The sequence below is a fragment of the Burkholderia oklahomensis C6786 genome, assembly GCF_000959365.1.
Classification (GTDB): Bacteria; Pseudomonadota; Gammaproteobacteria; order Burkholderiales; family Burkholderiaceae; genus Burkholderia; species Burkholderia oklahomensis.
The window spans coordinates 2,837,012-2,849,363 of sequence record NZ_CP009555.1; the positions used below are offsets into that span (position 1 = coordinate 2,837,012).

Genomic DNA, 12,352 nt, shown 5'->3' on the forward strand with positions numbered 1-12,352 from the left:
AGGCCGCGCGGGAAGGCGTGAAATCGCCGCCGCGAGCCTGAACCGGGCGGACGTCGTCCGCTCGAGCGAATCATCGGAATACTTATGAAGATCACCATCATCGGCACGGGCTATGTGGGCCTCGTCACCGGCGCGTGTCTCGCCGAGATCGGCCACGACGTGTTCTGCCTCGACGTCGATCCTCGCAAGATCGATATCCTGAACGGCGGCGGCATGCCGATTCACGAGCCCGGGCTGCAGGAAATCATCGCGCGCACCCGCGCGGCGGGGCGCATCACGTTCTCGACCGATGTCGAGGCGAGCGTCGCTCACGGCGAGATCCAGTTCATCGCGGTCGGCACGCCGCCCGACGAGGACGGTTCCGCCGATCTGCAGTACGTGCTCGAGGCCGCGCGCAACATCGGCCGCTACATGACGGGCTACAAAGTGATCGTCGACAAGTCGACGGTGCCCGTCGGCACCGCGCAGCGCGTGCGCGGCGTGGTCGAAGAGGCGCTCGCCGCGCGCGGGCTCGCCGGCAGCGCCGAGCATCGCTTTTCGGTCGTGTCGAATCCCGAATTCCTGAAGGAAGGCGCGGCCGTCGACGATTTCATGCGTCCCGACCGGATCATCATCGGCGTCGACGACGACGGGGCGGGCGCGATCGCCCGCGAGAAGATGAAGAAGCTCTACGCGCCGTTCAACCGCAACCACGAGCGAACGATCTACATGGACGTGCGCTCGGCCGAATTCTCGAAGTACGCGGCGAACGCGATGCTCGCGACGCGCATCTCGTTCATGAACGAGATGTCGAATCTCGCGGATCGCGTCGGCGCCGACATCGAAGCGGTGCGGCGCGGGATCGGCTCCGATCCGCGAATCGGCTATCACTTCCTGTATGCGGGCGTCGGCTACGGCGGCTCGTGCTTCCCGAAGGACGTGCAGGCGCTCATCCGCACCGCAGGCGAGAACGGCCAGCCGCTCAAGATTCTCGAGGCGGTCGAGGATGTGAATCACGCGCAGAAGAACGTGCTGCTCGACAAGATCGAGAAGCGCTACGGCGCCGACCTGACGGGCCGCACGTTCGCCGTCTGGGGGCTTGCGTTCAAGCCGAACACCGACGACATGCGCGAAGCGCCGAGCCGGCGTCTGATCGCGTCGCTGCTCGCGCGCGGCGCGGCGGTGCGCGCATACGATCCCGTCGCTGTCGACGAAGCGCGGCGCGTGTTCGCGCTCGATCTGCGCGATGTGCCCGACGCGCTCGCGCAGCTCGCGTTCGTCGATTCGGCCGACGATGCGCTCACTGGCGCGGACGCGCTCGTGATCGTCACCGAATGGAAGGAATTCAAGAGTCCGGATTTCGCGCATCTGAAGTCGGTGCTGAAGGCACCCGTGATCTTCGACGGCCGCAACCTGTACGAACCCGATGCGATGGCCGAGTTCGGCATCGATTACCACGCAATTGGACGCCCCTATGTCGAGCCCATCTCTTCCGAGCGCGGATAAGCGCGCGGCGTTGCCCGCCACGGCGCGTGTCGTGCCGCGCGAGCAGATCGCGAAATCGCGCGTGCTCGTCGTCGGCGACGTGATGCTCGATCGCTACTGGTTCGGCAACGTCAACCGGATCTCGCCCGAAGCGCCCGTGCCCGTCGTGCACGTGCAGCGGCAGGAGGAGCGGCTGGGCGGCGCGGCGAACGTCGCGCGCAACGCGGTGACGCTCGGCGGCCAGGCGGGCCTTCTGTGCGTCGTCGGTGGCGACGAGCCGGGCGAGCGGATCGTCGAGCTGCTCGGCGCGAGCGGGGTGACGCCATATCTCGAGCGCGATCCGTCGCTGCCGACGACGATCAAGCTGCGCGTGCTCGCGCAGCAGCAGCAATTGCTGCGCGTCGATTTCGAGGCCGCGCCGACGCACGAAGTGCTGCTCGCGGGGCTCGCGCGCTTCGACGCGCTCTTGCCGTCGTACGACGTCGTGCTGATGTCGGACTACGCGAAGGGCGGGCTCACGCACGTGACGACGATGATCGCGAAGGCGCGCGCGGCGGGCAAGCCCGTGCTCGTCGATCCGAAGGGCGCCGACTGGGCGCGCTATCGCGGCGCGTCGCTGATCACGCCGAACCGCGCGGAGCTGCGCGAGGTCGTCGGGCAGTGGACGTCCGAGGACGACCTGCGCGCGCGCGTTTCGAAGCTGCGCGGCGAACTCGCGCTCGACGCGCTCCTGCTCACACGCTCGGAAGAGGGGATGACGCTCTTTTCGAACGACGGCGAACTGCACGTAAGCGCGCTCGCGCGCGAAGTGTACGACGTGTCGGGCGCGGGCGACACGGTGATCGCAACCGTCGCGACGATGCTCGGCGCGGGGCTGCCGCTCGTCGAAGCGGTCGTGCTCGCGAATCGCGCGGCGGGCATCGTGGTCGGCAAGCTCGGCACCGCAACTGTCGAGTACGACGAACTGTTTCATTGAACGGCGTACGGCGCGCGCTGCCGTGCGCCGTACGCACACTCTTACGGTAGGACGATCATGACCCTCATCGTTACCGGCGCGGCCGGCTTCATCGGCGCGAACCTCGTCAAGGCGCTGAACGAGCGCGGCGAGACGCGCATCATCGCGGTCGACAACCTGACGCGCGCGGACAAATTCAAGAACCTCGTCGATTGCGAGATCGACGACTACCTCGACAAGACCGAGTTCGTCGAGCGCTTCGCGCGCGGCGATTTCGGCAAAGTGCGCGCGGTATTCCACGAAGGCGCCTGTTCGGACACGATGGAAACCGACGGCCGCTACATGATGGACAACAATTTCCGTTACAGCCGCGCGGTGCTCGACGCATGTCTCGCGCAGCGCGTGCAGTTCCTGTATGCGTCGTCGGCCGCGATCTACGGCGGGTCGAGCCGCTTCGTCGAGGCGCGCGAAGTGGAGGCCCCGCTCAATGTCTACGGCTATTCGAAGTTCCTGTTCGACCAGGTGATCCGACGCGTGATGCCGAGCGCGAAGAGCCAGATCGCGGGCTTTCGCTACTTCAACGTGTACGGCCCGCGCGAGTCTCACAAGGGCCGGATGGCGTCGGTCGCGTTCCACAACTTCAACCAGTTCCGCGCCGAAGGCAAGGTCAAGCTGTTCGGCGAATACAACGGCTACGGTCCGGGCGAGCAGACGCGCGATTTCGTGTCGGTCGAGGACGTCGCGAAGGTGAACCTGTATTTCTTCGATCATCCGGAGAAGTCGGGCATCTTCAATCTCGGCACCGGCCGCGCGCAGCCGTTCAACGACATCGCGACGACGGTCGTCAACACGCTGCGCGCGCTCGAAGGCAAGCCTTCGCTCACGCTCGCCGAGCAGGTCGAGCAGGGCCTCGTCGAATACGTGCCGTTCCCGGACGCGCTGCGCGGCAAGTACCAGTGCTTCACGCAGGCCGACCAGACGAAGCTGCGCGCGGCCGGCTACGATGCGCCGTTCCTGACGGTGCAAGAGGGTGTCGATCGCTACGTGCGTTGGCTGTTCGGCCAGCTGTAAGCGGCGCGCTCGCGTCCTTAGACTGGATCTCACGGTCGGCAGCCGCCGGCCGTTTCTTTACGGAGATCCAGATGCTGAAGAAACTTCTCGCGACGGTCGCGCTGTGCGCCGCGGCCGCACACGGATGGGCTGCCGTCGACGTCAACGTCGCGAACGACGATGCGCTGCGCGGCATCAAGGGTATCGGCCCGGCGAAGGCCCGGGCGATCGTCGACGAGCGGACCGCGCACGGCCCGTACAAGGATGCGGCCGATCTCGCGCGGCGCGTGAAGGGCATGGGCGGCAAGACGGTCGAGCGCTTGCAGGCCGAGGGCCTCGCGATCGGCACGGCGCGTGCGCCTGCCGCCCCCGCAGCGCCGCAGAAAGCGGCCGCTGCCGGCAAGAAATAATCCGGTCTGCTGACGATTCCGGCGCCGGCGATCCGGCGGCCGGCGGTTGGGTGATGCCTCCTTCAGGCGCCGCTTCGGCGGCGAATTCCCGCGGCGCACGCCGCGGGCTTTTTGCGTTGCCCGAATACCCGGGCGAAGGCCGCATGTCCACGCGCGCGGCCGGCTTGACGGCCATCGTGCGCGTCCGTTTCTCCGCTGGTTTACAATCGATCAATTCATCGGCATCGGATAAACGTGACGTTCATGGCTTACAAAACTATCGAAGACACGATCGGCAATACTCCGCTCGTGCAACTCGTCCGCTTGGCGGACGACGAGATTCGCGCCCGCAACAACGTGATTCTCGCGAAGCTGGAAGGCAACAATCCGGCGGGTTCGGTGAAGGACCGTCCCGCGCTGTCGATGATCCGCAAGGCGGAGGAGCGCGGCACGATCAAGCCGGGCGACACGCTGATCGAGGCGACGAGCGGCAATACGGGGATCGCGCTCGCGATGGCGGCGGCGATCCGCGGCTACAAGATGGTGTTGATCATGCCGGAGGATCTGTCCGTCGAGCGCCGCCAGAGCATGGCCGCGTACGGCGCCGAAATCGTGCTGACGCCGGTGAAGGGCGGGATGGAGTTCGCGCGCGATCTTGCTGAGCAGATGCAGCGCGAAGGCAAGGGCGTGATCCTCGACCAGTTCGCGAATGCCGATAATCCGCTCGCGCATTACGAAGGCACCGGCCCGGAAATCTGGCGCGAGACCGACGGCCGCATCACGCACTTCGTGTCCGCGATGGGCACGACGGGCACGATCATGGGCACGTCGCGGTATCTGAAGGAAAGGAATCCGAACATCGAGATCGTCGGTGCGCAGCCGGAAGACGGCTCGCGCATCCCGGGCATCCGCAAGTGGCCGGAAGCGTATCTGCCGAAGATTTTCGATCGCAGCCGTGTCGACCGCGTCGAGAACGTGAGCCAGGCCGCATCCGAGGCGATGGCGCGCAAGCTCGCGGCCGTCGAGGGCATCTTCTGCGGAATCTCGTCGGGCGGCGCGTGCGAAGTCGCGCTGCGCATCGCGCGGCAGGTCGAGAACGCGACGATCGTGTTCATCGTCTGCGACCGCGGCGACCGTTATCTGTCGACGGGCGTATTCCCTGCGTAACGCGCGGCGTCGTCGGGCAGGATTGCCAAAGAAAAAGCGCCGCTGTCGGCGCTTTTTTCATTCGGGCGGCCGCGCGCCGTTTCATTCCGACGAAGGCTGTGCGGCGGGCGCGGTATTGTCCGGCGGCGACGTCAGCGCACCGCTCGCTTCCATTTGCTCCTTCACGCGCTCGCCCAGCTGATACACGGCGAGCGCATAGAAGAAGCTGCGGTTGTAGCGGGTCAGCACGTAGAAGTTCTGCAGTCCGAGCTTGTACTCGGTCGCGCGGCCGGGCGTCGGCAGGTCGATCACAGTGACGGGCGTGCTCGCCTCCGACGCGATGTTGACGGACGGCTCGTCGAGCACGAGGCCCGCGCGCAGCAATTGCGACAACACCCAATGCGGCTCGGGCCGGCCGTCGGCCGCCGCTTGCGCGACGCCCTGGCTGCCCGTGTCGGGCGCGATGTTCCACACCACCGGCCGGCCGGTTTCCCAGCCGTGCTGCTTCAGATAGTTCGCGACGCTGCCGATCGCGTCGGCCTGGCTCGCGCGCAGGTCGATGTGGCCGTTGCCGTCGTAATCGACCGCGTATTCGCGGATGCTGCTCGGCAGGAACTGCGGAATGCCGACCGCGCCCGTGTACGAGCCGAGCACGCTCGTCGGATCGAGCTGGCTGTCGCGGGTCCACACGAGGAAGTCTTCGAGGTTCTTGCGGAACGTCGCCTGGCGCGTGTCGCGATTCGGCGTGCTCGGATAGTCGAACGCGAGCGTCGTCAGCGCGTCGAGCGTACGGAAGTTGCCCATGTAGCGGCCGTAGATCGTCTCGACGCCGATGATGCCGACGATCACTTCGGGCGGCACGCCGAATTCCGCCGACGCGCGTTGCAGTGTCCCCTGGTTCGCGCGCCAGAATTTCACGCCCGCGTTCACGCGCACCGCGTCGAGAAAGCGCGATTGATAGACGCGCCAGTTCTTGACCGTGGGCGACGGCGCGGGCATCACGAGCTTCGCGGCGGTCGCCGAGTAGCTGACGCGCGCGAAGAGCGCATGCAGCGCGTTCGCGTCGAAGTCGTGGCGCGCGACCATGTCGGCGATGAACGCGTCGATCTTCGGATTGTTCGCGTAGCGCTGCGGAACGATTTCTTCTTCGAACGTCTGTCCTTGCGGCACGCTCGATTGCGGCTGTGCTTGCGCGACGACGGCCGCGGCGGGCTGCGTCTGCGCGACGGCGGCGGACGCGAAGAGCGTCGCGGCAAGCGACAGCGCGGCGAGCGGCAAGCGAAGACGGAAAGCGAGCGGGGCGGGTGCGGCAGGCTGGTTGAAAGTCATGTCGAAGCGAAGCGGACGGGGCGGATGATTTCGGGGCAGTATAACCGACACGTCCGCCGCGCCGGCCCGGCGCGGAGTGCGATGTGGTAAGTTAGCGGCGAAGTTCGCACCAGACGATATCGCGGACATCCTTGACGGAGACCTGCGGCGCGCACCGGCCGCGTCGCGGAACGAGCTTATGCCAACGGCCTTTTACACGCACCCCGACTGCCTGCTGCACGAGATGGGGGAGTGGCATCCCGAGTCGCCGGCGCGGCTGTCGGCGATCCAGGATCAACTGATCGCGAGCCGCATCGACGACCTGATCGTCCATGAGACGGCGCCGTTCGCGAGCGAGACGGCGCTTGCCCGCGTGCACACGCAGGCGCACATCGACTACATCCGCAGCCGGATTCCGAAGGAAGGCTACGTCGAGATCGATCCCGACACGTCGATGAACCGCCATACGTGGCGCGCGGCGCTGCGCGCGGCGGGGGCGGCCGTCGAGGCGACCGACGCGGTGCTCGAAGGCCGCTACGACAATGCGTTCTGCAGCGTGCGTCCGCCCGGCCATCATGCGGAGCCCGCGCGCGCGATGGGTTTTTGCTTCTTCAACAACGTCGCGATCGCCGCGCGCCACGCGCTCGAGATTCACGGACTGGAGCGCGTCGCGATCATCGATTTCGACGTTCATCACGGCAACGGCACCGAGGCTGCATTCGCGAACGACGAGCGCGTGCTGATGTGCAGCTTCTTCCAGCATCCGCTGTATCCGTTCTCGGGCGTCGATCATCAGGCGCCGAACATGGTCAACCTGCCGATGCCCGCGCGCACGAACGGGATGGCGGTGCGCGAGGCGGTCGATCTGATGTGGCTGCCGCGGCTCGACGAGTTCAAGCCGCAGATGCTGTTCGTGTCGGCGGGCTTCGATGCGCATCGCGAGGACGACATCGGCGGGATGGGTCTCGTCGAGGCCGACTACGAGTGGCTCACGACCCAGATCTGCGAAGTCGCGCGGCGACATGCGCAAGGTCGGATCGTGAGCTGTCTCGAAGGCGGCTACAACCTGTCCGCGCTCGGGCGCAGCGTGGTCGCGCATTTGCGCGTGCTTGTCGGGGGGTGAGCGCGCGTCGAGCGTCGCGCAGGCAGGCGGCTGCACTTCGGTGCGTCCGGGCGGGCGAGCGCGGCGACGAGCCAACGAGCGTGCGCGCTCCGACGGGCTCGTGCGGCGAAGGCGCCTATCCGCGCAGCCGGTCCCGGCATCTGGCCGCGAAGCCGCGTAGCGGACGCGATCGTCCGACTTCCCTCCCATCTGCGGATACGCGGGCTCAGCCGCGCATCCGCATCCGATCCGGGCATTTCAGTTTCGCTCGGGCGCCCGCGCCAGGATCCATTCGATCAACGCGCCGATCACGCGCTCACGTTCCAGATCGTTCATCGTCTCGTGATAGCCGCCTTCGTACAGCGTGAGCGTGCGGTCGGGCGAGCCGACGTGCGCGCCGAAATCGCGGCTGCCGTCGGGTTCGGTCAGCTTGTCGGCAGTGCCATGATAGACGAGGACGGGCACGCGCAGCGCCGCGCGGCCGCGCTCGATCCGCTGCATCGCGTCGAGAATTTCGGCGCCGGTGCGCGCCGGTACCGAGCCGTGATGGACGAGCGGATCGGCGCGATTCGCGGCGACCGCGGCCGGATCGCGCGACAGCAGTGCGGCGTCGATCTTGATCGCCGGAAAGCGGGGCCACGCGCGGCTGATGAAGCGGCTCATCGCGAGCATCCATTTCGGCACGTCGCGCCCGGGCGCGAGCGCGGGGCTCGACAGGATGAGGCCCGCGAACCCGGGGCGGCGCGCGGCCGCGCGTTCGACCATGTAGAGCGCGGCGACCGCGCCGCCCATGCTGTGCCCCATCAGGAAGAGCGGGGCGTCGTCGCGCGCCGCGCTCGCGACGAGCGCATCCGCGTCCTGCAGATACTGATCGAAGCGCTCGACCCACGCGCGTGCGCCGGGCGAATGTCCGTGTCCGCGCAGGTCGGCCGCGACGACTTCGATGCCCGCCGCAGTCAGCCGCTCGGCGAGCGCCTGGTAGCGTCCCGCGTGCTCGGCGAGCCCGTGCACGAGCGCGACGGTCGCGCGCGGTGCGGCGAACGACGCGGGGGCGGGCCACCGGTATGACGCGAGCTCGAGCCCGTCGCCGGTGCGCAGGCGTTCGCGCCGCGGGGCCACGCCGGTATCGGCCGTGGCGGCGGAGCGGGGCGGAGTCGAAGCGGCAGCATCCATGGCGGGAGTCTCCGGAGCATGTTGTTATGAAGGATGCGCTCGATCATAGACGCGGTCCGTGACGGCCCGTGCGGGCGCATTCCTCTAATCGCGTTTGGTTATGAAAAGGTGGAAATCGATTATTAAGGGAAATGTGGCGGATGCGGTAAACTCGCGGGTCATTCCCTAGATGCGGCGGCGGTCGACAGCGAAGTCCGGCACATCCGGCTGCGCCGTTCCGCCGTTTTGTTTACATGATCGAAATTCGCAACCTTTCGCAGCGTTTCGAGGGGCCTCGCGGCTGGATCGAAGCGTTGCACAACGTCAACCTGACGATTCCGCAGGGCGAGGTCTTCGGCATCATCGGCCGCAGCGGCGCGGGCAAGAGCACGCTCGTGCGCACGATCAACCTGCTCACGCGGCCGTCGGAAGGCAGCGTGATCGTCGACGGCCGCGACCTGACGCAGCTGTCCGCGAGCGAGCTGCGCAACGCACGGCGCGACATCGGGATGATCTTCCAGCACTTCAACCTGCTGTCGTCGCGCACCGTGTTCGACAACGTCGCGCTGCCGCTCGAGCTCGCGGGCGTGAAGCGTGCGGAGATCGAGGCGACCGTGCTGCCGCTGCTCGACCTCGTCGGCCTCGCCGCGCAGAAGGACCGCTATCCGGCGCAGATCAGCGGCGGCCAGAAGCAGCGCGTCGGCATCGCGCGCGCGCTCGCGAGCAAGCCGAAGGTGCTGCTGTCCGACGAAGCGACGTCCGCGCTCGATCCCGAGACGACGCGCGCGATCCTCGACCTGCTCCGGCGCATCAACCGCGAGCTCGGCCTCACGATCGTCCTCATCACGCACCAGATGGAAGTGATCAAGGACGTGTGCGATCGCGTCGCGGTGCTCGACGCGGGGCGCGTCGTCGAAGAGGGCAACGTGATCGACGTGTTCATGCGGCCGCACCACGAAGTCACGCGCGCGCTGATCGGCGACGTGATCGCGCAGGAGCTGCCGCCCGCGATGAAGGCGCGCGTTGCCGAGCGCCTGAAGACGGGCTCGGGGCATCTGTTGCGCCTCGCGTTCACGGGCTCGGGCGTCGATCAGCCGATCCTGTCGGAGACGATCCGGCGCTACGAGCTGGACTTCAACATCCTGCACGGCCAGATCGACGAGATCCAGGGCCGCGCGTTCGGTTCGCTCGCGGTGCTCGCGACGGGCGAGCCGGGCAAGGTGGGGCAGGCGTTCGCGTATCTGCGCGAGCAGGGCGTCGTCGTCGAGGAGCTTTCGTATGTTGAGTGAAATGTTCGATATGTTTGTGCAGTCGTTCTGGGAGACGCTGATCATGGTCGGCATCTCCGGGGCGGTCGGCGCGCTCGTCGGCCTGCCGCTCGGCGTGCTGCTCTATCTGACCGATCGCCAGGGCGTGCTGCAGAGCCTCGCGGTGAACCGCGTGCTGGGCGGCATCGTCAACGCGGTCCGCTCGACGCCGTTCATCATCCTGCTCGTCGCGGTGATCCCGTTTACGCGCCTGGCCGTCGGCTCGTCGATCGGCACCGCGGCGGCCGTCGTGCCGCTCACGATCGCGGCGGCGCCGTTCATCGCGCGGCTCGTCGAGACGGCGCTGCGCGAAGTCGACCGCGGCCTCATCGAAGCCGCGCAGGCGATGGGCGCGACGACGGGCCAGATCGTGTTCAAGGTGCTGCTGCCCGAATCGCTGCCGGGCATCGTCGCGGGGCTCACGATCACGTTCGTGTCGCTCGTCGGCTATTCGGCGATGGCGGGCGCGATCGGCGGCGGCGGGTTGGGCGACCTCGGGATCCGCTACGGCTATCAGCGCTATCTGCCGGAAGTGATGTGGACGGTCGTCGCGATCCTGATCGTGTTCGTGCAGATCGTGCAATCGTTCGGCGACTGGCTCGTGCGGCGCCTGAGCCACAAGTAAAACAACCGATTGCGCGCGAGCGCCGCGCGTCGCGACCGGCGGCGGCGCCGCAACCGCAGAGGAGATCCGGAGATGCAACGAAGAACGATGCTCAAGCTTGCCGCCGCGTTCGGCGCGGCCGCATGCGTCGCGAGCGCGCAGGCGCAGGCGCGGACGATCAAGGTCGGCGTGACGGGCGGCCCGCACGCACAGGTGATGGAGGAAGTGAAGAAGGTCGCCGCGAAGAACGGGCTCGACATCAAGATCGTCGAGTTCTCGGACTACGTGCAGCCGAACGCGGCGCTCGCGGCGGGCGACATCGACGCGAACAGCTATCAGCACTATCCGTATCTCGAAGCGCAGGTGAAGGATCGCGGCTACAAGATCGTCAAGGTCGCGGACACCGTCACGTTCCCGATGGGGATCTATTCGAAGCGCGTGAAGTCGCTCGCGGAGCTGCGCCCGGGCGCGCGGATTGCGATTCCGAACGATCCGACGAACGGCGGCCGCGCGCTGTTGCTGCTGCAGAAGCAGGGCCTGCTGAAGCTGCGCGACGGCGCGGGCCTGAAGGCGACGCGCTTCGACGTCGCCGACAATCCGAAGCAACTGAAGCTCGTCGAGCTCGACGCCGCGCAGATTCCGCGCTCGCTCGCCGACGTCGACGCCGCCGCGATCAACACGAACTACGCGATGGAGGCCGGGCTCAAGCCGAAACAGGACGCGATCGCGATCGAGGGTCCGAACGGCCCGTACGCGAACATTCTCGCGGTGCGCGCCGAAGACAAGGACAAGCCGTGGGTCGCGAAGCTCGTCGCAGCGTACCGGTCGCCCGACGTGAAGCGCTTCATCGAGCGCCAATTCGGCGGCGCGGTGATCACCGCGTGGTGAGCGGAACGCGGGGCGCCGCCGATTAGAGGCGGCGGTCGAAAGCCCGGGCTTGGCGTCCGGGTTTTTTCTCTTTTAAAATAGAACGACCGTTCGCTATTATCGGCATGCCGCAAGGGGGCGCTATCCTCGGTAGCCGCAAATTGAATGACCGGCGTTGCCGCCGCGTGGGCGAGCCTCGCTATAAAATGGCCGCTGGTCGTATTCGTAACTTTGGAGCGTGTGCATGAAAATCCTGGTGCCAGTGAAGAGAGTGGTCGATTACAACGTGAAGGTCCGGGTGAAGACGGACGGCACGGGGGTCGATATTGCGAACGTGAAGATGTCGATGAATCCGTTCGACGAGATCGCGGTCGAGGAGGCGGTGCGCCTGAAGGAAGCGGGCGTGGCGACCGAAGTGATCGCGGTGTCGGTGGGCGTTGCGCAGGCTCAGGAAACGCTTCGCACGGCGCTCGCGATCGGCGCGGACCGTGCGATTCTCGTCGAATCGAACGACGAAGTGCAGCCGCTCGGCGTCGCGAAGATCCTGAAGGCGCTGGTCGACAAGGAGCAGCCGCAGCTCGTGATTCTGGGCAAGCAGGCGATCGACGACGATTCGAACCAGACGGGCCAGATGCTGGCCGCGCTCGCGAACCTGCCGCAGGCGACGTTCGCGTCGAAGGTGACGGTCGCCGACGGCCGTGCAACGGTCGCGCGTGAAGTGGACGGCGGCGCGGAGACGCTGTCGCTTCAACTGCCCGCGGTGGTCACCACGGATCTTCGCCTGAACGAGCCGCGCTACGTGACGCTGCCGAACATCATGAAGGCGAAGAAGAAGCCTTTGGAAACCGTGAAGCCGGAAGACCTGGGCGTGGACGTTGCGCCGCGTCTGAAGACGCTGAAGGTGGTGGAGCCGCCGAAGCGCGCGGCGGGCGTGAAGGTGCCGGACGTGAAGACGCTGGTCGAGAAGCTGAAGACCGAAGCCAAGGTGCTGTAAGGGGAGCGGAAAGA

General features: G+C 66.9%; 12 protein-coding genes. 10 read left to right on the top strand and 2 right to left on the bottom strand.

The features are described 5' to 3' along the window. The first annotated feature begins 84 nt into the window (after positions 1-84). From BG90_RS12790 to cysM, 5 genes are all read left to right on the top strand, one after another. A complete protein-coding gene (locus tag BG90_RS12790; RefSeq protein WP_010116463.1) occupies positions 85-1,485 on the top strand; it encodes a UDP-glucose dehydrogenase family protein in 1,401 nt (466 codons plus the stop codon). Then, complete coding sequence (gene rfaE1, locus BG90_RS12795; protein WP_059447006.1) at positions 1,454-2,440, top strand: D-glycero-beta-D-manno-heptose-7-phosphate kinase; 987 nt, start codon at positions 1,454-1,456, stop codon at positions 2,438-2,440. Before BG90_RS12790 ends, rfaE1 begins: the two co-directional genes overlap by 32 nt. A gap of 57 nt (positions 2,441-2,497) precedes the next feature. Further along, complete coding sequence (rfaD, locus tag BG90_RS12800; protein ID WP_010116461.1) at positions 2,498-3,490, top strand: ADP-glyceromanno-heptose 6-epimerase; 993 nt, start codon at positions 2,498-2,500, stop codon at positions 3,488-3,490. A gap of 71 nt (positions 3,491-3,561) precedes the next feature. After that, the gene (locus tag BG90_RS12805) at positions 3,562-3,879 is read left to right on the top strand and encodes a ComEA family DNA-binding protein (protein ID WP_010116460.1); all 318 of its coding nucleotides are present in this window, start codon (positions 3,562-3,564) and stop codon (positions 3,877-3,879) included. A 243-nt stretch (positions 3,880-4,122) separates the two neighbouring features. After that, positions 4,123-5,025 carry a cysteine synthase CysM gene (gene cysM, locus BG90_RS12810; RefSeq protein WP_025989941.1) on the top strand — a complete coding sequence of 301 codons (903 nt, stop codon included), beginning with the start codon at positions 4,123-4,125 and terminating at the stop codon, positions 5,023-5,025. An 81-nt stretch (positions 5,026-5,106) separates the two neighbouring features. Here the strand turns inward: cysM and mltB are convergent, their stop codons facing one another. Further along, entirely contained in the window at positions 5,107-6,333 is a 1,227-nt protein-coding gene (mltB, locus tag BG90_RS12815; RefSeq protein ID WP_025989940.1) for a lytic murein transglycosylase B, read from the bottom strand. A 178-nt stretch (positions 6,334-6,511) separates the two neighbouring features. Between mltB and BG90_RS12820 the strand changes: the two genes are divergently transcribed. Continuing rightward, positions 6,512-7,435 (top strand): histone deacetylase family protein, encoded by a 924-nt coding sequence (locus BG90_RS12820; RefSeq protein WP_010105511.1) that lies wholly within the window; start codon positions 6,512-6,514, stop codon positions 7,433-7,435. Positions 7,436-7,672: 237 nt separating this feature from the next. On the opposite strand, the gene BG90_RS12825 is transcribed toward BG90_RS12820, so the two are convergent. Continuing rightward, the gene (locus BG90_RS12825; protein WP_025989939.1) at positions 7,673-8,512 is read right to left on the bottom strand and encodes an alpha/beta hydrolase; all 840 of its coding nucleotides are present in this window, start codon (positions 8,510-8,512) and stop codon (positions 7,673-7,675) included. Between the two features lie 308 nt (positions 8,513-8,820). Between BG90_RS12825 and BG90_RS12830 the strand changes: the two genes are divergently transcribed. The 4 genes from BG90_RS12830 to BG90_RS12845 all read left to right on the top strand — a co-directional run bounded on the left by BG90_RS12830 (position 8,821) and on the right by BG90_RS12845 (position 12,338). Further along, the gene (locus BG90_RS12830) at positions 8,821-9,855 is read left to right on the top strand and encodes a methionine ABC transporter ATP-binding protein (protein ID WP_010105504.1); all 1,035 of its coding nucleotides are present in this window, start codon (positions 8,821-8,823) and stop codon (positions 9,853-9,855) included. Next, entirely contained in the window at positions 9,845-10,498 is a 654-nt protein-coding gene (locus BG90_RS12835; RefSeq protein WP_010105502.1) for a methionine ABC transporter permease, read from the top strand. Before BG90_RS12830 ends, BG90_RS12835 begins: the two co-directional genes overlap by 11 nt. Positions 10,499-10,570: 72 nt before the next feature. After that, complete coding sequence (locus BG90_RS12840; RefSeq protein ID WP_081464094.1) at positions 10,571-11,365, top strand: MetQ/NlpA family ABC transporter substrate-binding protein; 795 nt, start codon at positions 10,571-10,573, stop codon at positions 11,363-11,365. 223 nt (positions 11,366-11,588) lie between these two features. Next, positions 11,589-12,338, top strand: coding sequence for an electron transfer flavoprotein subunit beta/FixA family protein (locus BG90_RS12845; protein ID WP_010105500.1), 750 nt, complete (start codon positions 11,589-11,591; stop codon positions 12,336-12,338). Positions 12,339-12,352 lie beyond the last annotated feature (14 nt).